The 22,701-nt window shown below is 66.3% G+C and carries 19 protein-coding genes; 10 read left to right on the top strand and 9 right to left on the bottom strand.

Features of this window, described 5'->3' with window-relative positions; all coding sequences use genetic code 11:
* Positions 1-339: 339 nt before the first annotated feature.
* The 3 genes from ACWDO5_RS15305 to thyX all read right to left on the bottom strand — a co-directional run bounded on the left by ACWDO5_RS15305 (position 340) and on the right by thyX (position 4,038).
* On the bottom strand, positions 340-2,025 hold the full coding sequence (locus ACWDO5_RS15305; RefSeq protein ID WP_450530754.1) for a ribonuclease J: 1,686 nt from the start codon (positions 2,023-2,025) through the stop codon (positions 340-342).
* 149 nt (positions 2,026-2,174) lie between these two features.
* Positions 2,175-3,074, bottom strand: a complete 900-nt coding sequence (gene dapA, locus ACWDO5_RS15310; RefSeq protein WP_450530755.1) for a 4-hydroxy-tetrahydrodipicolinate synthase — start codon at positions 3,072-3,074, stop codon at positions 2,175-2,177.
* A gap of 223 nt (positions 3,075-3,297) precedes the next feature.
* Entirely contained in the window at positions 3,298-4,038 is a 741-nt protein-coding gene (thyX, locus tag ACWDO5_RS15315) for an FAD-dependent thymidylate synthase (protein WP_450530756.1), read from the bottom strand.
* Between the two features lie 183 nt (positions 4,039-4,221).
* Between thyX and ACWDO5_RS15320 the strand changes: the two genes are divergently transcribed.
* Positions 4,222-4,461: a hypothetical protein gene (locus ACWDO5_RS15320; protein ID WP_450530757.1), complete on the top strand. Its 240-nt coding sequence runs from the start codon at positions 4,222-4,224 to the stop codon at positions 4,459-4,461.
* Between the two features lie 95 nt (positions 4,462-4,556).
* Complete coding sequence (locus ACWDO5_RS15325) at positions 4,557-5,105, top strand: hypothetical protein (protein WP_450530758.1); 549 nt, start codon at positions 4,557-4,559, stop codon at positions 5,103-5,105.
* Here ACWDO5_RS15325 and ACWDO5_RS15330 read toward each other — a convergent pair.
* The 6 genes from ACWDO5_RS15330 to eccD form a co-directional block, all read right to left on the bottom strand.
* Positions 5,102-5,554, bottom strand: a complete 453-nt coding sequence (locus ACWDO5_RS15330; protein WP_450530759.1) for a hypothetical protein — start codon at positions 5,552-5,554, stop codon at positions 5,102-5,104. The two genes, ACWDO5_RS15325 and ACWDO5_RS15330, sit on opposite strands and share 4 nt — an antisense overlap.
* A gap of 5 nt (positions 5,555-5,559) precedes the next feature.
* Positions 5,560-6,312: a 4-hydroxy-tetrahydrodipicolinate reductase gene (dapB, locus tag ACWDO5_RS15335; protein WP_450530760.1), complete on the bottom strand. Its 753-nt coding sequence runs from the start codon at positions 6,310-6,312 to the stop codon at positions 5,560-5,562.
* Positions 6,313-6,343: 31 nt separating this feature from the next.
* Positions 6,344-7,723 (bottom strand): M16 family metallopeptidase, encoded by a 1,380-nt coding sequence (locus tag ACWDO5_RS15340; RefSeq protein WP_450530761.1) that lies wholly within the window; start codon positions 7,721-7,723, stop codon positions 6,344-6,346.
* Complete coding sequence (locus tag ACWDO5_RS15345) at positions 7,720-9,936, bottom strand: polyribonucleotide nucleotidyltransferase (RefSeq protein ID WP_450530762.1); 2,217 nt, start codon at positions 9,934-9,936, stop codon at positions 7,720-7,722. Before ACWDO5_RS15345 ends, ACWDO5_RS15340 begins: the two co-directional genes overlap by 4 nt.
* A gap of 281 nt (positions 9,937-10,217) precedes the next feature.
* Positions 10,218-10,508 (bottom strand): 30S ribosomal protein S15, encoded by a 291-nt coding sequence (gene rpsO / locus ACWDO5_RS15350; RefSeq protein WP_093600212.1) that lies wholly within the window; start codon positions 10,506-10,508, stop codon positions 10,218-10,220.
* A 167-nt stretch (positions 10,509-10,675) separates the two neighbouring features.
* Positions 10,676-12,175 carry a type VII secretion integral membrane protein EccD gene (gene eccD / locus ACWDO5_RS15355; RefSeq protein WP_450530763.1) on the bottom strand — a complete coding sequence of 500 codons (1,500 nt, stop codon included), beginning with the start codon at positions 12,173-12,175 and terminating at the stop codon, positions 10,676-10,678.
* Between the two features lie 225 nt (positions 12,176-12,400).
* Between eccD and eccCa the strand changes: the two genes are divergently transcribed.
* From eccCa to ACWDO5_RS15395, 8 genes are all read left to right on the top strand, one after another.
* A complete protein-coding gene (gene eccCa, locus ACWDO5_RS15360) occupies positions 12,401-16,375 on the top strand; it encodes a type VII secretion protein EccCa (RefSeq protein WP_450530764.1) in 3,975 nt (1,324 codons plus the stop codon).
* Positions 16,375-16,929 carry a hypothetical protein gene (locus ACWDO5_RS15365; RefSeq protein WP_450530765.1) on the top strand — a complete coding sequence of 185 codons (555 nt, stop codon included), beginning with the start codon at positions 16,375-16,377 and terminating at the stop codon, positions 16,927-16,929. Before eccCa ends, ACWDO5_RS15365 begins: the two co-directional genes overlap by 1 nt.
* Before the next feature lie 64 nt (positions 16,930-16,993).
* A complete protein-coding gene (locus ACWDO5_RS15370) occupies positions 16,994-17,443 on the top strand; it encodes a hypothetical protein (protein ID WP_450530767.1) in 450 nt (149 codons plus the stop codon).
* The gene (locus ACWDO5_RS15375) at positions 17,443-19,617 is read left to right on the top strand and encodes a hypothetical protein (RefSeq protein WP_450530768.1); all 2,175 of its coding nucleotides are present in this window, start codon (positions 17,443-17,445) and stop codon (positions 19,615-19,617) included. The genes ACWDO5_RS15370 and ACWDO5_RS15375 overlap by 1 nt, the downstream gene beginning before the upstream one ends.
* A gap of 26 nt (positions 19,618-19,643) precedes the next feature.
* Positions 19,644-20,267 carry a hypothetical protein gene (locus ACWDO5_RS15380; protein WP_450530769.1) on the top strand — a complete coding sequence of 208 codons (624 nt, stop codon included), beginning with the start codon at positions 19,644-19,646 and terminating at the stop codon, positions 20,265-20,267.
* 285 nt (positions 20,268-20,552) lie between these two features.
* Complete coding sequence (locus ACWDO5_RS15385) at positions 20,553-21,212, top strand: hypothetical protein (RefSeq protein WP_450530770.1); 660 nt, start codon at positions 20,553-20,555, stop codon at positions 21,210-21,212.
* Between the two features lie 353 nt (positions 21,213-21,565).
* The gene (locus ACWDO5_RS15390) at positions 21,566-21,859 is read left to right on the top strand and encodes a hypothetical protein (protein ID WP_450530771.1); all 294 of its coding nucleotides are present in this window, start codon (positions 21,566-21,568) and stop codon (positions 21,857-21,859) included.
* Between the two features lie 75 nt (positions 21,860-21,934).
* Positions 21,935-22,561, top strand: coding sequence for a hypothetical protein (locus tag ACWDO5_RS15395; protein WP_450530772.1), 627 nt, complete (start codon positions 21,935-21,937; stop codon positions 22,559-22,561).
* The last annotated feature ends 140 nt before the right edge of the window (positions 22,562-22,701 follow it).

The following is a 22,701-nucleotide window of genomic DNA, read 5'->3' on the forward strand; positions in this document are numbered from 1 at the left end:
TTGGCACGCTGTTGAGTTCTCAAGGAACGGACGCTTCCTTTGTACTCACCCTCTCGGGCTTTCCTCCGGGCGCTTCCCTTCGGTCTTGCGTTTCCAACCCTACCAGACTCTTTTTCCGTTCCGTTTCCGGTGAGGAATTCGAATCCAGTGGCCGTTGGAGTGGCCTTTTGCCTTTCGGCTGACCCGACTTTATCAGAGATTCTGAGTCGGAATTCCCGCCCCGTTCGGGAGAACCTTCAGGGCGCACATGTACGCCGGCTTCCCGGTGGGCGGAGCCGTAAACGTACTGGAGCGGGGCGCCCCGATGCAAATCGAGGGCCCCGCTCCAGATCGACGGCGTCAGACCTCGACGACGACGGGCAGGATCATCGGGCGTCGGCGGTAGGTGTCCGAGACCCACTTGCCCACCGAGCGGCGGATCAGCTGCTGGAGCTGGTGAGGCTCCACCACGCCGTCCTGGGCGGACTTGCTCAGGACTTCCTCGATCTTCGGGACGACGGCACTGAAGGCCGAGTCCTCGATACCAGAGCCGCGGGCATGGATGTGCGGGCCGGCGGTGATCTTGCCGGTGGTGCTGTCCACGACCACGAAGACCGAGATGATGCCCTCGTCGCCGAGGATGCGGCGGTCCTTGAGGGAGGTCTCGGTGACATCGCCGACCGAGAGGCCGTCGACGTACACATAGCCCGCCTGGACCTTGCCGACGATCTTGGCCTTGCCATCGACGAGGTCGACGACGACGCCGTCCTCGGCGATGACGATGTGGTCCTTCGGAACGCCCGTCAGCGCGCCGAGTTCGGCGTTGGCGCGCAGGTGGCGCCATTCGCCGTGGACCGGCATCAGGTTCTTCGGCTTACAGATGTTGTAGAAGTACAAGAGCTCGCCGGCCGAGGCGTGGCCCGAGACATGGACCTTGGCGTTGCCCTTGTGGACGACGTTCGCGCCCCACCTGCTCAGGCCGTTGATCACGCGGTAGACCGCGTTCTCGTTGCCCGGGATGAGGGACGAGGCCAGGATCACCGTGTCGCCCTGGACGATGCGGATCTGGTGGTCGCGGTTGGCCATCCGGGAGAGCGCGGCCATCGGCTCCCCCTGGGATCCCGTGCAGACCAGCACGATCTCGTGGTCCGGGAGGTCGTCGAGGGTCTTGACGTCCACGACCAGACCGGCCGGAACCCGCAGATAGCCGAGGTCGCGGGCGATGCCCATGTTGCGGACCATCGAGCGGCCGACGAAGGCCACGCGGCGGCCGTACTCGTGAGCGGCGTCGAGGATCTGCTGGATGCGGTGCACGTGGCTGGCGAAACTGGCCACGATGATGCGCTTCTGGGCGTTGGCAAAGACCGTACGCAGGACATTGGAGATGTCCTTCTCCGGCGGGACGAAGCCCGGGACCTCGGCATTCGTCGAGTCGGCGAGGAGAATGTCGATGCCCTCCTCGCTGAGCCGCGCGAAGGCATGCAGGTCGGTCAGGCGGCCGTCCAGCGGGAGCTGGTCCATCTTGAAGTCACCGGTGTGGACCGCCATGCCCGCGGGGGTACGGATGGCGACCGCCAGGGCGTCCGGGATGGAGTGGTTGACCGCGATGAACTCACAGTCGAAGGGGCCGATGCGCTCGCGGTGCCCCTCGGTGACTTCGAGGGTGTACGGGCGGATACGGTGCTCCTGGAGCTTTGCCTCGATCAGGGCGAGGGTCAGCTTGGAACCGATCAGCGGGATGTCCGGCTTCAGGCGGAGCAGGTACGGGACGCCGCCGATGTGGTCCTCGTGGCCGTGCGTGAGCACGATGCCGTCGACGTCGTCGAGACGGTCCCGGATGGTGGTGAAGTCCGGCAGGATCAGGTCGACACCGGGCTGCTCCTCCTCGGGGAAGAGGACGCCGCAGTCGACGATGAGCAGTCGGCCGTCGTACTCGAAGACCGTCATGTTGCGGCCGATCTCGCCGAGACCGCCGAGTGGGGTGATGCGCAGGCCGCCCTTGGGGAGCTTCGGCGGGGCGCCGAGTTCAGGATGCGGATGGCTCAAAAGACTCTCCTCACCACGCACGCCACGTACCGCTGCGGCACGTGGCGTACATGACATTCGTACACTTGCCGTTGTCTGTTTTCTGCCGTTTGGCCGGTTTTCTTCGCGTATTCAGTTGTGAAGTCTGGGTTTGAAGCCGTTCAGGCCGTTTAGAGCTGTACCCCACCGGCCGCGAGGTCGATCTTGAGCTGCGCGGTTTCCTCCGGGGTGAGCTCCACCAGGGGGAGCCGGAGCGGTCCGGCCGGGAGGTCCTGGAGGGCCAGTGCCGCCTTGGTGGTGATGACGCCCTGGGTGCGGAACATGCCGGTGAAGACCGGGAGCAGCTGCTGGTGGATCTCGGTGGCCTTCTGGACGTCACCGGCGAGGTGGGCGTCGAGGAGGGCGCGGAGCTCGGGGGTGACAACATGGCCGACGACCGAGACGAAGCCGACTGCGCCGACCGAGAGCAGCGGGAGGTTGAGCATGTCGTCGCCCGAGTACCAGGCGAGACCGCTGCGGGCGATGGCCCAGCTGGCGCGGCCGAGGTCGCCCTTGGCGTCCTTGTTGGCCACTATGCGCGGGTGGTCGGCGAGGCGTACGAGCGTCTCGGTGTCGATCGGGACGCCGCTGCGGCCGGGGATGTCGTAGAGCATCACGGGCAGTTCCGTCGCGTCGGCGATAGCCGAGAAGTGACGGTACAGGCCCTCCTGCGGGGGCTTGTTGTAGTACGGCGTCACGGCGAGCAGGCCGTGCGCGCCGGCTCGCTCGGCCGTATGGGCGAGCTCGATGCTGTGGCGGGTGTCGTTGGTGCCGATGCCGGCGACGACATGGGCCCGGTCTCCGACCGCTTCCAGCACTGCCCGTACGAGCTGGTCTTTCTCCGCGTCGCTGGTGGTCGGCGACTCACCGGTGGTGCCGTTGATGATCAGGCCGTCGTTGCCTGCGTCCACCAGATGGGCGGCCAGGCGCTGGGCACCGGCAAGGTCAAGTGCGCCGTCCGCCGTGAAGGGCGTGACCATAGCGGTGAGGACCCGCCCGAAGGGGGTCTGCGGAGTGGAGATCGGAGCCATGGGTAACACGCTACTCGCTGCTCAGTACGCAGTGTCCCCTCGGGGGACGTGATGTACAAGGTGGCAAGAGGAGCCCGGCACTGCCTGCTCGGGGGTTCAAGCAGTGCCGGGTCCGTTTGATCAGCCTAGATGAACTTCATGAAACACCGCAATGCGGACACTTCGCCCGACTGATCCGTACATCTGTGCTTTACGGGTGCTGGGCGGGTCCTCTGCGGGTGTCCTACGGAGCCATGCGGCCGTTCTCATTGAAGGCGGCGTACGTGAGCGGCATGAGCTTCGCCCAGTGCTGTTCCATCTTCTCGCCGACCATTTCGATCTCCCGCTGCGGGAAGGACTGGACCTTCGCCAGCTCGTGCTGGGTGCGCAGGCCGAGGAAGTGCATCAGCGAACGGGCGTTGCAGGTCGCGTACATGGAGGAGAACAGGCCGACCGGGAGGACGGCACGGGCCACCTCGCGGGCGACGCCGGCGGCCAGCATCTCGTGGTACGTCTCGTACGACCGGCGGTACGAGTCCACCATGGCCTCCGACACGACCTTGTGCTGCTCCGGAGATCCGTCGATGAAGACGTACTTGCCGGGGCGGCCCTCCTGGACCAGCTTGCGGTCCTGGCCCGGGACGTAGAAGACCGGCTGCAGCTCGCGGTAACGGCCGGATTCCTCGTTGTAGGACCAGCCGACCCGGTGCCGCATGAACTCGCGGAAGACGAAGATCGGGGCGCTGATGAAGAAGGTCATCGAGTTGTGCTCGAAGGGGCTGCCGTGGCGGTCGCGCATCAGGTAGTTGATGAGTCCCTTGGAGCGCTCGGGGTCCTTGTGGAGCTCCTCCAGAGACTGCTCGCCGGCCGTGGAGACTCGGGCGGCCCACAGCACGTCGGAGTCGCCGGCGGTGTGCTTCACCAGCTCGACGGTGACATCGCTGCGGAAGCTCGGCGTGGCTGTCTCGATGGAGGTGTCGGGCACCAGGGGTCCTTCCGGTTGAACGCTGGGGCGGCGCCCACTTTAACGAGGGAACGCCGCGGCAGTGCCTCGGCCCCCTTTGAATCTCTCTGGTAACTCGGGCACCAAATGACTGTTTTTGACGTCAGTACCAGTAGAAGTGTTCTGTCACGAAATTCCAACACAAGATTCCAAGGAGAGTGCCTGATGTTCCGCCGGGGAGAGGCCGTCCCGTTCGCCTTCGTCGCCGAGGCCGACCGCTTCCGCAGTAACGTCACTCGGCCGCCCCGTGAACGGCTGAGCGTCTCCGAGCTCGCGGGCCGTACGCTGGTCGGGCTGACTATCGTCTGCGGACTCGTCGGCTCCCTGCTTTTCGGGCTTCCCGCACTGGATTCCGGCCAGGCGCCGGGGCATTCGCAGCAGTCCGAGGCGTCCGTCGGACGCTGACTCGTACGGCCCCCCGGGTGTGGTCCGTCAGTGGCCTCCTCGGTAGCCTCACCGGGCACAGCCCAATCGAGTGTGCTGGTGAGTGAGGATCAGTCGTGCCCCTGCCTTTTCTGACGGCCGACCGTGCATTTGGCACGAACGATGACGACGTCGCGCTGCCCTTCGACGATCACGACCACTGGCGGCGTCCGTACCGTCCGGGACCCTGGCGGGTCGCCGCGGCAGCGTTGCTGCTGCTGCTCGCGTCGTTCGTACTCATCGCGGCGATGATCATCGCGTTCGCCGGTGCACTGCCGGGCGCGGGCGTGTGCCTCGGGCTGGGGCTCATCCTGATCTTCGCCGCGCTGCGGCTGCTGCGCGCCGGCGTGTGGGTCAGCCGTCACGGAGTGCGACGCGTGAACTTCTTCTCGACCACCACGGTGCCGTGGAGCAGCGCTGCCGCGCTACGCACCGTTCAGCAGCCGGTCCGCTGGCTCGGGCTGCCGCGGACCGTGCAGGGCCAAGCGCTCGTCGTCGTACGGCAGAGCGATGAGGTGCTGCCCCTGCTGACCGATCACAACGCGGACTTCCTGTCGCGTCCCGAGGCCTTCGACCGTGCTGCGGACACCGTGGAGGCCTGGGGTTCGGAGTACCGGGCCGCCTAGGTCGGGGCCGGCCTGCCGTCGTGCAGTGCGATCGCCTGCTGCATCGCCCTGCGGGCGCGTGGGGTGTCCCGGGCGTCGTGGTAGGCGACGGCGAGACGGAACCAGCAGCGCCAGTCGTCCGGTGAATCCTCGGTCTCCGCACGACGCTTGGCGAAGACCTCGTCGGCCGAGTCGCGGTCGACGCGGCCGCCGGCCGTACGCCTCGACTCCTCGACCGGCAGGCCGCCTTCAGACTCCAACTCGCGGGCCAGCCGGTGGGCATTGCGCGCGAAGCGCGTGTTGTGCCAGAGGAACCAGACACCGACGCACGGCAGCAGGAAGGCCACCGCGCCCATCCCCATCGCGGCAGGCTCACCGGTCAGCAAGAGGAGAACACCCTCCAGCGCCACCACGCCGAAGACGATGACCAGCACCGTGGCGAGGAAGAAGTACGTGATCTTTCCGCCCATGGCCGTCAGCCCAGGTCGAGGAAGTGTTCCAGGCCGAAGGTGAGGCCTGGGGTGGACACCACGCGGCGGACGCCGAGCAGGATGCCCGGCATGAAGCTGCTGTGGTGCAGGGAGTCGTGCCGGATCGTGAGCGTCTCGCCCTCGCCGCCGAGCAGGACTTCCTGGTGGGCGAGCAGGCCGCGCAGGCGGATGGCGTGCACCGGGACACCGTCGACGTCCGCGCCGCGGGCGCCGTCCAGGGCGGTGACGGTGGCGTCGGGCTGCGGGGGGCAGCCCGCCTCCGCGCGGGCCGCCGCGATGAGTTGGGCGGTGCGGGTGGCGGTGCCGGAGGGAGCGTCGGCCTTGTTGGGGTGGTGCAGTTCCACGACCTCGACGGACTCGAAGTAACGCGCCGCCTGCTGCGCGAACTTCATGGTGAGGACCGCGCCGATGGAGAAGTTCGGCGCGATGAGCACACCGGTCTGTGGGGATGCGGCGAGCGAGGTGTTCAGCTGCGCGAGGCGTTCGTCGGTCCAGCCGGTGGTACCGACGACCGCGTGAATGCCATGGCGTACGCAGAAGTCGAGATTGCCCATCACCGAGGCCGGGGTGGTCAGTTCGACCACGACCTGGGCTCCGGCCTCCACCAGGGCTTCCAGCTTGTCGCCCCGGCCGAGGGCCGCGACCAGTTCCATGTCGTCGGCGGCTTCGACGGCTCGTACCGCTTCCGAGCCGATCCGGCCCTTGGCGCCGAGAACGGCCACGCGCAGCTTGCTCATTGCTCTTTCCTTAGGGGTTGGAAAACCGCTTCTAGGAGACTGCTTCGTGCAGGCGGTCCGCCTGCTTGTCCTTGAGCGGGCCGATCACCGACAGCGAGGGGCGGTGTCCCAGCACCTCGCCGGCCACCGCGCGTACCTCGTCGGGTGTGACGGCGGCTATCCGCGCAAGCATGTCGTCGACCGACATCTGCGCTCCCCAGCACAGTTCGCTCTTGCCGATTCGGTTCATCAGCGCGCCGGTGTCCTCCAGGCCGAGCACGGTGGAGCCGGAGAGCTGGCCCACGGCGCGGCCGATCTCCTCGTCCGACAGACCGTCCGAGGCGACCCGGTCCAGCTCGTCGCGGCAGATCTTCAGGACGTCGTGGACCTGGCTGGGGCGGCAGCCCGCATAGACGCCGAAGAGCCCGGTGTCGGCGAAGCCCGAGGTGTACGAGTACACGCTGTAGGCCAGGCCCCGCTTCTCCCGTACCTCCTGGAAGAGGCGCGAGGACATGCCTCCGCCAAGGGCGGTGTTGAGCACCCCGAGCGCCCAGCGGCGCTCGTCGGTGCGGGCCAGGCCCGGCATGCCGAGGACGACATGGGCCTGCTCGGTCTTGCGGTTCAGGAGCTCGACGCGGCCGGCGGTGCGGATGCTCCGCGAACCGTCGCGGGGAGGAGTCGGGGCCGCGTCCGTACGGGACAGCGCGCCGGCCTTCTCGAATGCCTTGCGCACCTGGCGTACGACCGTGGCGTGATCGACGTTGCCCGCGGCGGCGACGACCAGATGCGTCGGGTCGTAGTGCTTCTTGTAGAAGCGGCGGATGCGGTCGGCGGTCAGCGCGTTGATGGTGTCGACAGTGCCGAGGACCGGGCGGCCGAGGGGGGTGTCACCGAGCATGGTGTGCGCGAACAGGTCGTGCACACAGTCGCCCGGGTCGTCCTCGGTCATCGCGATCTCTTCGAGGATGACGCCGCGCTCGGCGTCGACGTCCTCCTGCAGAATCAGCGAGCCGGTGAGCATGTCGCAGACCACGTCGATGGCGAGCGGCAGGTCGGTGTCGAGCACCCGCGCGTAGTAGCAGGTGTACTCCTTCGCCGTGAAGGCGTTCATCTCCCCGCCGACGGCGTCGAGGGCGGAGGAGATGTCGAGGGCGGAGCGCTTGTGCGTGCCCTTGAACAGGAGGTGCTCGAGGTAGTGCGTGGCGCCGTTCAGGGACGGCGTCTCGTCACGGGAGCCGACGTTCGCCCAGATCCCGAAGGTGGCGGAGCGTACGGACGGCAGGGTCTCGGTGACGACGCGGAGGCCGCCGGGGAGGACGGTGCGGCGGACCGTGCCGATGCCGTGCTCGCCCTTGAGGAGCGTTTGGGTACGGGCGACGGCCCGCGCCTTTGAAGAGGTGCGGGCCGTCGTCCTGGAACTACGGGACGTCACTTGTCGGTGTCGTCCTTCTGGTCGTCGCCCTCTTCACCCTCGATGACGGGGATGAGGGAGAGCTTGCCGCGGGAGTCGATCTCGGCGATCTCGACCTGGACCTTGGAGCCCACCGCGAGCACGTCCTCGACGTTCTCCACGCGCTTGCCACCGGCGAGCTTGCGGATCTGCGAGATGTGCAGCAGGCCGTCCTTGCCCGGGAGCAGGGACACGAACGCACCGAAGGTGGTTGTCTTGACCACCGTGCCCAGGTAGCGCTCGCCGACCTCCGGCATGGTCGGGTTGGCGATGCCGTTGATCGTGGCGCGGGCGGCCTCGGCGGCCGGCCCGTCGGCGGCACCGATGTAGATGGTGCCGTCGTCCTCGATCGTGATGTCGGCGCCGGTGTCCTCCTGGATCTGGTTGATCATCTTGCCCTTGGGGCCGATGACCTCACCGATCTTGTCCACCGGGATCTTGACGGTGATGATCCGCGGGGCATTCGGGGACATCTCGTCCGGGACGTCGATGGCCTCGTTCATCACATCGAGGATGTGGAGGCGGGCGTCGCGGGCCTGCTTCAGCGCGGCGGCCAGGACCGAGGCGGGGATGCCGTCGAGCTTGGTGTCGAGCTGGAGCGCGGTGACGAAGGTCTTCGTACCGGCGACCTTGAAGTCCATGTCACCGAAGGCGTCCTCCGCACCGAGGATGTCGGTGAGGGTGACGTAGTGGGTCTCGCCCTCGATCTCCTGAGAGATCAGGCCCATGGCGATACCGGCGACAGGGGCCTTGAGCGGCACACCGGCGTTCAGCAGCGACATGGTGGAGGCGCAGACCGAGCCCATCGACGTGGAGCCGTTGGAGCTCAGCGCCTCGGAGACCTGGCGGATGGCGTACGGGAACTCCTCGCGCGTCGGCAGCACCGGCACGAGCGCGCGCTCGGCCAGGGCGCCGTGGCCGATCTCGCGGCGCTTCGGCGAACCGACGCGGCCGGTCTCACCGGTGGAGTACGGCGGGAAGTTGTAGTTGTGCATGTAGCGCTTGCGGGTCACCGGGGAAAGGGTGTCCAGCTGCTGCTCCATGCGGAGCATGTTGAGGGTGGTGACGCCCAGGATCTGGGTCTCGCCACGCTCGAACAGCGCCGAGCCGTGCACGCGCGGGATGGCCTCGACCTCGGCGGCGAGCGTACGGATGTCCGTGACGCCGCGGCCGTCGATGCGGACCTTCTCCTTGATGACGCGCTCGCGCACCAGGGTCTTGGTCAGCGAGCGGTAGGCGGCGGAGATCTCCTTCTCGCGGCCCTCGAACTGCGGGAGCAGCTTCTCGCCGGCCAGCGCCTTGACGCGGTCCAGCTCGGCCTCGCGCTCCTGCTTGCCGGCGATGGTGAGCGCCTGGGCGAGCTCGCTCTTGACCGCGGCGGTCAGCGCCTCGAGGACGTCGTCCTCGTAGTCGAGGAAGATCGGGAACTCGCCGGTCGGCTTGGCGGCCTTGGCGGCGAGGTCCGACTGCGCCTTGCACAGGACCTTGATGAAGGGCTTCGCGGCCTCGAGACCGGCGGCCACGATCTCCTCGGTCGGCGCCTCGGCGCCGCCCTTGACGAGCTCGATGGTCTTCTCGGTGGCCTCGGCCTCGACCATCATGATCGCTACGTCGCCGTCCTCCAGGACGCGACCGGCGACCACCATGTCGAAGATGGCCTCCTCGAGCTCGGTGTGCGTCGGGAAGGCGACCCACTGGCCCTCGATCAGGGCGACACGGGTGCCGCCGATCGGGCCGGAGAAGGGCAGGCCGGCCAGCTGCGTGGAGCAGGAGGCGGCGTTGATCGCGACCACGTCGTACAGGTGGTCGGGGTTGAGCGCCATGATCGTCTCGACGACCTGGATCTCGTTGCGCAGGCCCTTCTTGAAGGACGGGCGCAGCGGGCGGTCGATCAGGCGGCAGGTGAGGATCGCGTCCTCGGAGGGCCGGCCCTCACGACGGAAGAAGGAGCCGGGGATCTTGCCGGCTGCGTACATCCGCTCCTCGACGTCCACCGTCAGGGGGAAGAAGTCGAGCTGGTCCTTGGGCTTCTTGGAAGCGGTGGTGGCCGACAGCACCATGGTGTCGTCGTCCAGGTAGGCGACGGCGGAGCCGGCGGCCTGACGGGCCAGTCGGCCCGTCTCGAAGCGGATGGTGCGGGTGCCGAAGGAACCGTTGTCAATGACGGCCTCGGCGTAGTGGGTCTCGTTCTCCACTAGCGTTTTCTCCTCGTCTTCGTCCCCTCGCCCGTGTGGCGGGGGACGGTGGCCGAGAAGCTCTCGTTCTGCGGGCCGGTCTTCGATCGAAGCACCCGGGGCTTGGTTCTCCGGGGGCCACTACCGAGGACCGGCGGCGGGGAGGCGGCTTCTCGTTCGTCCGGTATTGCGTTGTTGCGGTTTTGCGTTGTGCGACCAGACTAAATGCCGTCCGGTACGTCGCGCACGTACAGCAAAGGGAGCGGCCCCCTAAGAGTGGGAACCGCTCCCTCCACGACGTCTTACTTGGCACCGCCGGCCGCACCACGGCGGATGCCGAGGCGGTCGACCAGCGCACGGAAGCGCTGGATGTCCTTCTTGGCCAGGTACTGCAGCAGACGGCGGCGCTGGCCAACCAGGATCAGCAGACCACGGCGGGAGTGGTGGTCGTGCTTGTGCGTCTTGAGGTGCTCGGTCAGGTCCGAGATGCGGCGGGAGAGCATCGCGACCTGGACCTCGGGGGAGCCGGTGTCGCCCTCCTTGGTGCCGAACTCGGTCATGATCTGCTTCTTCGTAGCGGCGTCGAGAGACACTCGGTACTCCTCTTTGTGTTCGATGCGCCCACGAGTGCCCCTGGTCTTGATCTCAGGGGAGCTTCCGTGACTCGGAGGCGAAGGTCCGATGAGCGCAGACCGCAGAGCCCTGGAAGAGCTCCGGAGGTCGCGTACACAAACGGCCGTCACACAGCCTACCAGCCGGTTCAGGACGTCAGCGCACGGATGGAGTGGTAGACGTCGAAGACCGCCAGGCACAGCGGAACGAGCGTGAGCAGCACACAGGCCTCAGCGATCTCCAGAAGGCGGCCCCAGAACGGGGTGACGCCCTTGCGCGGCACGATGAGCCCGATGGCGGTGATCAGCGCGGCGACCCCGGCGACCGCGGCGGTGAGCCAGACCGTACGGATGTCGAGCGCCGTGCTGTCGCCCTTCAGGGCGTCGAGCATCAGGCCCGTCGGCGGGTTGAGGCACAGCCCGAGCCCGAGCAGCACCAGTGCACCGAGGCCCGCTGCCAGCGCGCAGCCGACCTGTGCCGTGTAGCGGAAGAGGTGGGCGCGCATCAGCATGGCGATGCCGGTGGTGAGAGCGAGCAGCTGGCCCCACACGTTGTCGGAGAATCCGAGCACCGCCGCGGCGCCGACAGCAACCAGCGCACAGCCGCCGACCAAGCCGACCAGCAGCTCGTGGCCGCGCCGGGCCTGGGCGGCGATGCGCTCGGCGTCGACCGGGCCCTGGGGCGCGGGGTCGGTCCCGTAGTCACCGGCGGCAGTGCGGGGAGGCTCGAAACCGATGGGGAGACGGGCGAAGCGCGTGGAGAGGCCTGGCAGGAAGGCAAGGGCTCCAACGGAAAGCGGGGCGCACACCGCGGCGGTCTCCGCCGGCTCCATACGGGTCATGATCGCGGCGAAGGTCACCAGCAGGCCGACGGCAGCGGTGAAGACGAACGCGACGAAGGGACCGTCTCCGCCAGGGGCGACGATCATCAGGATCACGGAAGCGACCAGCACGGCGGCACAGGCGAGCAGGAACTGCAGTTTGCCGATGCCCTGGCCCTCCGCCAGGGGCAGCAACCCGGCGCCGGCGACCGCGAGGTTCGCCATGGACCCGATACCCAGAGCTACGGAAGAGGCCCGGTCGTCGTACACCCGTGCACGTACGCCAGCGAGCGCGAGCAGTAGTACGCCGGTGACGCCGGCCAGGATGCCCGGCAGGCCGTGCATATCGTGCCGGGGGTCGGCGGTCCACAGGACGAAGGCGAGCAGCACCAGCAGGGCGGACCCGCCGAAGAGCCCGGCGCCGCGCATCAGGTTGTCGTTCCAGAGCGTGCGGTCGCGGGCGACGGCGGAGGCGACCGCGTCGGAGACGTCGTCGAACACCGCCGGGGGGAGCGACTCGGCGAAGGGCCGCAGAGAGAGCAGCTCGCCGTCGAGGATGCGCTGGGCAGCCAGGGTGCGCGCACTGTCGAGCACGGTGCCGTCGCGACGCACCAGGTGGTAGCCGACCGGGGCGCCCGCCGCGGGGCTCTGCCCGGACAGCCGGAGGATCTCCGGGTAAAGGTCGGCGACGGGGATGTCTTCGGGCAGTGCCACGTCGACGCGACCGTCCGGCGCGACGACCGTGACCCGGCAGAAACCCGTTCCGCCGCTGGACGGAGCCGCGGGACCCGGGTGACCGGCTCCGGTGGCCGCCGCTGGGGCCGTCATACTCACCTGCTGCATCCCCCTCGTGGTTCTCTTGGATCGTAGGCCTCGCATTTGCGCCCCGAATGACCCTTTTTTGCGGAAGTTCACTGGTGAGCAAACGCGTTGCGCCACCCTACCGCCAACCGTTAACCCCTTACGCAAGTAGGATCCCTCCCCGCGGATGGAACCCGTCGCCACGGGGGCGCCGATAGGAACATTTCCATCCGGCAAGGGAATTGGTGAGCTGTGAGCCAGATCGTCGTCAAGCGCCCACCTCGGGCCCTGCCCTCCGAAGTACCTGGTGAACAGGTGCAGTTGCAACCCCCGCCCGAACTGCCCCGAGGGCAGCAGGAGGGCGCGCTGATGCAGCTGCTGCCGATGCTGGGTATGGGCGGTTCTGTCGTCTTCTTCTTCATGACCCCGAATCCGATCATGCGGATCATGGGCATGGTGATGATCGCGTCGACGGTCGCCATGGCCATCGCGATGCTCGTCCGCTACCGGCGCGGCACCCAGGGGCAGCTCGCAGACATGCGGCGCGACTACCTCAAGTACCTGACGCAGACAAGGCGCACGGTCCTGAGGACCGCGCACCTGCAGCGCGACGCACAGTTCTACCTCCACCCGTCCCCGGAGCAGCTGTGGGCGCTGGTTGCCGAGGGCAGCCGGGTGTGGGAGCGGCGTGTCGCGGACGACGACTTCGGGCAGGTGCGCATCGGCCTGGGCAGCCAGCAGCTCGCCACCCCGCTCATCGCCCCCGATACCGCCCCCGTGGACGAGTTGGAGCCACTCACCGCGGGCGCGATGCAGCAGTTCCTGGCAGCGCACAGCACCCTCGACGACCTTCCCATGGCCATCTCGCTGCGCGCCTTCTACCACCTGACGGTCAGCGGCGACGCGGAGTCCGTGCGCTCCACCGCCCGCGCGATGGTCGGCTCACTCACCTCGCTGCACTCCCCCGAAGACCTGGTCGTTGCCATCGCAACGGGGCGCGAAACGGCGCCGCAGTGGGAGTGGGCGAAGTGGCTTCCGCACGTCCAGGCTCCGGGCAGCAGTGACGGCGCGGGCAGCCGCCGCCTCATCACCACCGACGCACGGGACCTGGAAGACATGCTCGCGGGGCGGCTCGACGGCCGTCCGCGGTTCCAGTCCAGCGGTCAGCCAATGATGGATCAGCCGCACATCGTCCTCGTACTGGACGGCCAGTCGGTGCCCCCTGTCTCGGCGTTCGCCGCGGCCGAGGGACTGCAGGGTGTGACGATCATCGAGGTCGTACCGGGTGAGGTCACCGGGGCGCGCGGCGGCCTGTCCGTGATCGTGCACCCCGACTCGCTGCAACTGGAGTCGGGACACGGCCTGGTGTACGACGGGACGCCGGACCGGCTGAGCCGCGAGGCTGCCGAGGCGCTCGCCCGCCAACTGGCTCCGCTGCGCGTGGCCTCGGGCGGGGACGACGACGAACCGCTGCTCGCCAACCTCGACTTCACCGATCTGCTGAACCTGGGCGACGCCGCCTCGGTCGACGTCAGCCGCACCTGGCGCCCCCGCTCGCAGGCGGAGCGACTGCGCGTCCCGATCGGCGTCGGCGAAGACGGAACTCCAGTGATGCTGGACCTGAAGGAGGCCGCGCAGGAGGGCATGGGGCCGCACGGCCTGTGCGTGGGCGCGACCGGATCCGGCAAGTCCGAGCTGCTGCGGACACTGGTGCTGGGCCTCGCCGTCACGCATTCGTCGGAGACGCTCAACTTCGTCCTCGCGGACTTCAAGGGCGGCGCCACCTTCGCCGGCATGTCGCAAATGCCGCACGTCGCCGCGGTGATCACCAACCTTGCGGACGATCTGACGCTGGTGGACCGCATGGGCGACTCCATCCGCGGCGAGCTCAACCGCCGGCAGGAGATGCTGCGCGACGCGGGCAACTACGCCAACATCCACGACTACGAGAAGGCGCGCGCCGCGGGTGCCCCGCTGCAGCCCATTCCGTCGCTCGTTCTGGTCATCGACGAGTTCAGTGAACTCCTCACCGCCATGCCGGACTTCATCGAGATGTTCGTGCAGATCGGACGTATCGGACGTTCGCTGGGCGTCCATCTGCTGCTGGCCTCACAGCGCCTCGAAGAGGGTCGGCTGCGCGGCCTGGAGACCTATCTCTCGTACCGGATCGGCCTGCGGACCTTCTCCGCGGCCGAGTCGCGGGCGGCGTTGGGCGTGCCCGATGCCTACCAGCTGCCGAACGTTCCGGGCTCCGGGTATCTGAAGTACGGCACGGACGAGATGGTGCGCTTCAAGGCGGCATACGTCTCCGGGGTCTACCGCTCGAATCCCCAGCAGGCCGCGGCCATGGGTGGTCCGCTGCCGGTGGACCGCCGGCCCGTGCCGTTCACGGCGGCCCCGGTGCCGATCCGGTACGCCGAGCCGGCCGCCCAGCCCCAGGTGCCGGACGCGCGCACGTCGGAGGACGACGCGCTGGCCGACTCCGTACTCGATGTGATCGTGCGGCGGCTCGAGGGGCGCGGCGCAGAGGCCCACCAGGTGTGGCTGCCCCCGCTGGACAACCCGCCGCCGCTGGACGAGCTGCTTCCCGGGCTCGCGGGTGTGGAGGGCCGCGGGCTGACTCAGCCCGGGTTCGAGGGCGCGGGCCGTCTCGTCGTACCGCTGGGCGTGGTCGACAAGCCGTTCGAGCAGCGCCGCGACCCCCTTTACCGGGACTTCTCCGGGGCGGCGGGCCATATGCAGATCGTCGGTGGCCCGCAGTCGGGCAAGTCGACCCTGCTGCGGACGCTCATCGCCGCGTTCGCGTTGACGCATACGCCCCAGGAGGTTCAGTTCTACGGCCTCGACTTCGGTGGCGGCGGTCTGTCCTCGATCGCCGGCCTGCCGCATGTCGGCGGGGTCGCTTCGCGCCTGGATCCGGAGCGCGTACGGCGTACGGTCGCTGAGGTGTACGGCGTCATGGCGCGGCGCGAGGAGTACTTCCGCAGTGCGGGCATCGACTCCATCGCCACCTTCCGCAGGTTGCGGGCGCGCGGCGACATTTCGATGACAGAGCAGCCGTGGGGCGACGTGTTCCTGGTCATCGACGGCTGGGGCAATTTCCGTACGGACTACGAGGGCCTGGAGCAGGTTGTCCTGGACCTCGCGGCGCGCGGCCTCGGCTACGGCATCCATGTCATCCTCACCGCGTCGCGCTCGATGGAGGTCCGCGCCAATCTCAAGGACCACCTGATGAACCGGCTGGAGCTGCGGCTCGGCGACACCATGGACTCCGAGGTGGACCGCAAGGCCGCCGTCAATGTCCCGGCGGGCGTGCCGGGGCGCGGTCTTACCCCGGAGAAGCTGCACTTCATGGCAGCCGTGCCGCGGATCGACAGCATCAACTCCGACAGCGACCTGTCGGAGGCGACGGCCGCCATGGCCCAGGAAGTCACCCGGCACTGGACCGCGCCGGGAGCGCCGGCAGTGCGCCTGCTGCCGCGCGAACTGCCGGTGGAGAACCTTCCGGCGGGCATTGCCCACCCGGAGCGCGGTGTCTCCTTCGCGATCGACGAGAACAACTTGGAACCGGTCTTCGTCAACTTCGAACGGGACCCGTTCTTCCTGGTGTTCGGCGAGAGCGAGTCCGGCAAGTCCAATCTGCTGCGGCTGCTCATCAAGCAGTTGAGCGAGCGGTACGACGGCGACTCCTGCAAGCTCTTCGTGATCGACAACCGCCGCGCGCTGCTGGACGCGACTCCGGCCACGCACCTGGCGGAGTACGTCCCGATGTCCAACAACATGGACCACCACGTGGACGCGCTGGCGGACCTGATGCAGCGCCGCACTCCGTCGGCCGATGTCACGGCGCAGCAGCTGCGGGACCGCAGTTGGTGGCGGGGCCCGTCGGTGTTCGTCGTGGTCGACGACTACGACCTGGTGTCCACGTCGAGCGGCAACCCGCTGGCCAAACTCACGGAACTGCTGCCCTTCGCGCGCGACGTGGGCGTCCGGTTCATCATCGCCCGCAACTCGGCGGGCGCGAGCCGGGCCGCGTACGAACCCTTCATGCAGCGGATGATGGAACTCGGCGCGCAGGGTGTGCTGCTGTCCGGCGACCCGCAAGAGGGCGACGTGCTGGGCGGCGCCAGGATGCGCCCGATGCCGACGGGACGGGGCATCTTCGTCTCGCGGCAGCGCGGAAACCCGCTGGTTCAGACCGGCCTCATGCCGACGGAGCTTCACTGATGATCGGTGCAGCAGTCTTCGCCGGCTTGTTCGCGCTGGCGTTCCTCGCCTTTGCGTTCGTGGACCACCGCAGGCTGTGGTGGCACTTCCAGGCCAGACGCTTCGAGAACCCGGAGGCCCACGAGCCGTCGGCCGCTTCTTTCATGTGGCGTCGGCTGGCGCTGGTGGGCGTGGCTGCGTTCCTGGCGTGGCAGGTCGTGGGCATGCTGCGCCTCGCAGGGGTCTTCGACTCCGGTCCAGATCACGCCGAGATCCTCGAACGGGTGAAGTCCGCGTCGGTGAATCTGGAGACCGGCAAGAATGAGGGTCGGTACAAGCTGTCCGGGCTCCACGGCTCGTGGGGTGAGTTCATCAACCCGAGACTCCAAGGACCCGGCGAGGACCCGATCGCGAGCCTCGCTTCCGAGTCCGGGAACGTGGAGCGCTATGACGTAGACGGGATATGCCTGACGGTGACGGCCACGCCGCTGCCGGGCCAGTCCGAAATGGCGCATGCCGTTGACAACCTCATGTACAGCCTGAAAACCGAAGTGGTGGACAGTCCTTGCCAGTAGTCGCAGCACATCCATAGGTTGAAATTGGACCGTCTTCGGTTCGCACGGGGGAAGGAGCCCACAGATGGCGTGGGATGAGTGGGAGCAGTTGAAGGCGTCGGCGGCTGAGAAGGATTCAACTCAGATACAACTCAACCAGGTGCCGGCTGAGACCAGCGGGGGTGGAGGCCAGCAGGGCGACCTCAAGGCCAACCAGCAGGATCTGGCCGCGGTCGGGAACAGCGCATTCAAGCTGTTCGAGAGTCTGGGGCTGCACGGCCGCGACGCCTGGTCCAGCAGTCAGACCGCTGCCAAGGACCTGACTACGCAGGACTTCGAGCTTGGTGGCGGCCTCCACCGGGTTCAGGAACGGTGGGAGAAGCAGCTCCAGTCGCTACTGGACGCCTGTGCGCACATTTCCAACCATTTGGACTTCACGAAGAAGGCACACGCAGGCGACGAATACTTCATCGCCTCCACCCTGAGCAGCATCGCGACACTGGACAAGGGCTTCGACGAGGGGACCAAGCGCTGATGGACCTCGAAGCATTGCGGCATGGGAACTTCGCGTCGCTCGGTGTGGCGATCGACGACTGGTCCTCCGTCGTCAAGAGCCTGATAGCCCTGGAGAAAGACGCACGGGACGACCTCAAGGCCAAGGCAGACAGAGCCAGTTGGGCAGGCGTCAACGCCACCGTCTCCCGGGAGTTCATCACCAAGACGGCAGGCGAGTTCACCGATGCCGTCACCCAGGCCACGACGATCCGAGACGTCCTGCGCGACACCCGTGGTGAGCTCGTCAAGTACCGGGACGAACTCAACGAAGCCATCGAGCGGGGCTGGGACAAGAAACTCACGGTCGTGGGCACGAAGGGTGGCGGTTTCACCGTTTTCGTGAACGTCCACCCCGAGCCTGCCAACAGCAAGCAGGCGGCTGAAACGCTGAAGGGCGAACTCGAACGCATCCTGAACAAGGCCACGACCAGCGACTCCACGGCTGCCCGGGTACTGCGCGCCATCGCCGAGCAGGCCGACTACGGCTTCTCGGGCATCAAGCACCAGGACCGCGACTCCGCCGCCGAGGCGCTCAACAAGGCCGATGACATGGCGAAGCTGGCGAAGAACGCCAAGGGGATGTCCGCCGAAGAACTCGCAGAGTTCAATCGCACACTGGCCAAGTACAAGGACGACGAACTCTTCGCCGCACAGTTCGCAACGAAGCTACAGGCCAAGGGAACCCTCCAGTTCTGGGCCGACATGGCGGATATCCATGCCGGCGCCAGGGGAGCAGAGCTCAAGGAGATGCAGGATCTCCAGAAGAACCTGAGCATGACTCTCGCCACGGCAACCCTCTCCGACGCCGACGGCATGCAGGAGTGGAAGAAGAACATCATCAACGAGGGGAATACGAGCTTCAGGGCCGATCCCTCGAATCCGCTCAAGGGTCCGGTCGGGGCTCTCGGGTTCCAGGTCATGACCAGCTTGATGGGCCAGGGCAAGTACGACGCCGAGTTCCTCGGCGAGTATGGAAAGAAGCTCATCAAGGCGGACATGGCTCCCAGTGGCAGTCCCGGCATGGGCACCAATGACCTCTGGAAGGGCTCAGGCCAGTCTGCAGACCTTGTCTTCGGCAAGGACGACGGCCGTGACCCCATGGTGGGGTTCATGAAGGCGCTGTCCCACAACCCCGAGGCCGCCACAAACACTTTCGACGACAAGAACGTCGTGGAGCACGTGCTGCAGAGCATCAAGTACACGGACCGTGACGCCTCGGTGGGTGTCGCGCTCGAAGCAGCGGTGACAGGCGTCGGGGAAGGGGAAAAGCCCACAGGACCGTCCCCGCACAGCAAGACGCAGGTCGAGATCATGAGGAACGTCATGCACGCCGTCGCCCAGCCGGACGGTGGCGCAGATCTGGTGACGGAGGGCATCGGGGACAGCTTCGGAAATATGGCGAGCGCCTATATGCCGGAGATCAGCCGAGAGTTGGCGGGCGAAGGCGCCGAGTCGATCTTCCTGACCGACAGTGCCCACCCCAATGGACTCGACAAGACGGATACGACAAGGTTCCTGTACGAGGTTGCCAGCGCCCCCAACGGGCGGGCGGGCATCATTCTCGGACAGAGTATCTACACCTCCAGCCTGCTCGAGGCGCATATCGCCAACCCGTCCTTGTACGACGGTGGACCCGCCGAAGCCATTCGCACGATCTCCGAAAGCACCGGAGTCATTCAGGGAATCGTGGGACACGCGAACGCAGACGATGACCTCAAGCATGACATTGAAAGCGAGAAGGAACAGAACGAGGCGCTCAAGAAGAAGGGCGACTACTTCAAGGCGGTAGTCGGCGCAGGCATCGGTGTGGGAGCCGTGGCTCTCGCTCCGGTAGGTGCCGCCGGCGCACTGGCCGGAGCTGCGGCCAGTGGCTACTTCGGCGGAATCGCCGGCCTGGCGATCGACCGGCTCATCGAAGGTCAGGAAGGCGAGGGTGCCGCGGACAGGGCTCTGTACCGAACAGGTCGCGAGCTCAACGATTACCAGTCCTCGGCCCGTGTACAGACTCAGGACTCGGCTGTGGACGCCATCAATAAGTACCACTCAGATTTGCCGACCGAGTCGACGAGGAACCAGATCCGCGACGCGGTAAACAAAGGCTGGGTGGACAGCGACACCATCCTCGAAGATGTCCACGCCCGGCCGACCTCGTAATCCAAAGGAAAGGCCCCTGAGGCACCATGCAGGTAAAGGTCAAGAAGAGGACAATAAGCGCCGGGATTGCTTGCGTCATAGCGGCCGGTGGGGTCATTGGGTACCAACAGATCTTCACCAAGGGGCTCGATCGCCTGCCTGCGAAGCCTTGCTCAGGGGCCGTGGACCGAAGCACCGCCGCCAGCGCTCTTCCTACTGCGCGCAAGGCCGAGGAGCGGGGAAAGCTCACGACTTCGACATCGAACGGGCAGTTTACGTTCTACTGCTATGTACGAACCGATGACTCCACGATCTCCGGCGAGGCAGAATCAGGCTTCGCGACGGCCAGCAGCTGGTTGAAATCTCGCGAATCCGAGAGGGTCGACGGTGCCGTCGCGATATCGGCGGGCGATGTAAAGGCACTCGCACTGCCGAATCTCGCTACGGTTTATGTACCTTGCACCCCACCACAAGGTACGGACGAACCGCATAGACCGCATTCGCTGGTCGTGGAAGCGAGAACCATCGGAGAAACCCGCGTGCAGCATGCCGCCCTTCGCCAGGTGGTGGTCGACTTCGCTTATCAACTGGCCCAGCACGCATACAAGGCTGGCAAGTGCCAGGAACCTCGGAAGTTCCCTAATGAACTTCCCCGGATCAGATCAAACTAGCGAGATTGCTGCGGAGCCCTCATATGGCGTGGGATGAGTGGGAGCAGTTGAAGGCGTCGGCGGCTGAGAAGCAGTCGACGCAGATGCAGCTGAACGGCTGCCGCGGGAGGACAGGCCCAACGCCGGTAGCCCGAACGGTGTCCAGCGATGAAGGCGCATCGTAAAGGGGAGTTTGGGGTCTTCTGTCCAGAGTTGAGTCCAACCTGCGACTTGCCGGCCAGGCTACCCAATGGGTCTTGAATCGCTCGATACCAATTCGTTCAAATCAAGCCGGAAGACACCCTCATGCCAAGACTGATCGGCCGCCGAAGCAGGCGTATCGCCACCGCTTGCGTGGCCCTGACAATCCTCGTCGGCTGCGGCGGGAACACAGAAACGAGCACGGGAGGGAATGAAGCAAGCCCCCTCAACGCGCAGGAAACCAAGGCGATACTACCCGACGCGAAAGCTATGCCCGGCTGGAAGGTTGCGGTCGCTCCCGCGGCGTACTCCCTCACGGAAGCCAAAACAATTGGCGTGGCGCGATGCTACGGAGGGGAACAGGACTCCTGCGAAAACGTCCGTTTCACGGGGGCTTCAAGCTTCCTGGTCGCCAAGAAGCCAATCGTGTCGTTCATGGCCCTGGCTTATGAGGATGTGAATGTCGCTAAATCGGCGTACGACCCGGTGTGGGAGGCGTGGAGGGAGAGGGTCCCCGAGGCCCGAAACCTGAATCTTGGCGAGATCGGTGAGCGCAGTGATGCCGTGACGGGGTTGAGCCCGTCATTCGACGAGGGCTCGAAGGGTGTGATCGCTCAAGTCCGCGTCGGCACCGTCATCTTGTTGGTCACGGGAGAGGCTGCCCCCAAGATTGAAATGGCCGATTCCCTGATCGCGAATTTTGCCACCACCTTCGCGAAACGCGCACGCCAGGCCCAGGACCAGGGCGCTTTCAAAGCGGGTTAATCTTGTAGGTCTGCAGGTCATGGCCGTGTGACGATGTCCAGAAATGGCATGGGACGAGGGGGAGCAACTGGAAGCCGAGGCCGCCGATGAAGCGGCGGGCAGCTTCAAGAAAAGAACGAGGCTTTTGCCATCGGCAACGCCCTGGACCACCACGTGGCCGAGGCGCGAGGGATTTTGGATCACTCGCGCGTGGCGCAGGCCGAGGCCGACTTCAAGGGAGAGGCCGACGAAGCGAATAAGTCCCTCGGGAGGTCGGCCGATTGGGGGAAGTACGCCGTAGGCGCTGTCATCACCGGAGGAATTGCCGCAATCCCTGTACCAGGGGCAGCGGTTGGAGCCCAGCGTTCGCCCCCGTGGCCACGGATCTGGCTGGCGAAGCACCGAACACATTCCTTGGCCAAGAAATCGACAAGAGCGTGGACAAAGCAGAAGAAAAGGCCACGCAGGATGCTCAGCTGACCAGCCAACAGTTCTATGCCAAGGGTGCCGACGATCTGGGGAGTAGCTACGGATCACTACTCAACGAGAACCGTAAGTTCGCCGGAGAAGCCGACTCTGATGACGTCGCACGAAACCTGAAGACAACCTACCTTTCAACCGGATCAGCCGAGGACGATCTTCGCGGGCGTCCGCCATACGAGGACTGAAGAATCGTGCGTGATTTCAATCCCAGCAGCCCCCAAAGGGAATCTGTAATCCCTCTCCGATGGGCGGCTCTCGGGATGTTGATCTTCGCCGGGGTGTCCGGATGTTCACAGGGAGCCGAAAAAGACTCATCGGGAACTTCGGCAAGCCGGATCTGTGACGGCACCCTGGATACATCGGCAACGGAGGCGTTGCGACGAATCGGCGGCGCTGATGAATTCAATGAACTCACGGGCACGACCGACGCGGGAGAGCCAAACAAGTTCTCGCTCGAGAGGGCAGCAGCGCACCTCCACGATCAAACTGAGCAGCGAAGCCGGTGCACCGTCTACAAGGCGGACGACAAAAGTGGTCAGCCATTGATCCAAGTGGACTTCAAGGCTTCGAAACAGTATCCGAACCGGAGTGACGTCGAGAAGGACGACGCGAGAGGAATCACGTTCTACCCTCTGGGCGCATACGCGAGCACAAAGGACGACAATTCAGCTTCCTTGTATTTTCGCTGCCAGACAAGGAACCCAAAAGGGGAAACCCAGTACGTGAACGCAGGTATGTTCAGCCCTGGCAATCAACTCCAAGGGAAGTCCAAGAGCATGGACAGGATGACGATCCTCAACTCCATCTCACGGCGCCTCGCAGCCAAGTTGGGATGCGAGGGCGAGGCGCAGCTCCCTGCCAAGGTCCCGGGGCCAGAAGCCCCTTGAACGGCGTCGCACGCGGGTGGTCAGTGGTCTGGTTGCCGCGTGGGGCGGCTGCCCAGCACTGGTAGGAGCTGCTCGGCACCCACATTCCGCGTCGCCAACCGCTGATTCATCCGCCAACGCAACGTCCACAGGAGGCGCCA

This window comes from Streptomyces sp. NPDC000880 (assembly GCF_053599675.1).

Excerpts from the sequence above, each read along its gene's own strand:
- dapA (WP_450530755.1), bottom strand. The coding sequence starts at position 3,074 with ATGGCTCCGATCTCCACTCCGCAGACCCCCTTCGGGCGGGTCCTCACC.
- ACWDO5_RS15320 (WP_450530757.1), top strand. The coding sequence starts at position 4,222 with ATGTTCCGCCGGGGAGAGGCCGTCCCGTTCGCCTTCGTCGCCGAGGCC.
- ACWDO5_RS15330 (WP_450530759.1), bottom strand. The coding sequence starts at position 5,554 with ATGGGCGGAAAGATCACGTACTTCTTCCTCGCCACGGTGCTGGTCATC.
- dapB (WP_450530760.1), bottom strand. The coding sequence starts at position 6,312 with ATGAGCAAGCTGCGCGTGGCCGTTCTCGGCGCCAAGGGCCGGATCGGC.
- eccD (WP_450530763.1), bottom strand. The coding sequence starts at position 12,175 with ATGACGGCCCCAGCGGCGGCCACCGGAGCCGGTCACCCGGGTCCCGCG.
- ACWDO5_RS15365 (WP_450530765.1), top strand. The coding sequence starts at position 16,375 with ATGATCGGTGCAGCAGTCTTCGCCGGCTTGTTCGCGCTGGCGTTCCTC.
- ACWDO5_RS15370 (WP_450530767.1), top strand. The coding sequence starts at position 16,994 with ATGGCGTGGGATGAGTGGGAGCAGTTGAAGGCGTCGGCGGCTGAGAAG.
- ACWDO5_RS15375 (WP_450530768.1), top strand. The coding sequence starts at position 17,443 with ATGGACCTCGAAGCATTGCGGCATGGGAACTTCGCGTCGCTCGGTGTG.
- ACWDO5_RS15380 (WP_450530769.1), top strand. The coding sequence starts at position 19,644 with ATGCAGGTAAAGGTCAAGAAGAGGACAATAAGCGCCGGGATTGCTTGC.
- ACWDO5_RS15385 (WP_450530770.1), top strand. The coding sequence starts at position 20,553 with ATGCCAAGACTGATCGGCCGCCGAAGCAGGCGTATCGCCACCGCTTGC.
- ACWDO5_RS15395 (WP_450530772.1), top strand. The coding sequence starts at position 21,935 with ATGTTGATCTTCGCCGGGGTGTCCGGATGTTCACAGGGAGCCGAAAAA.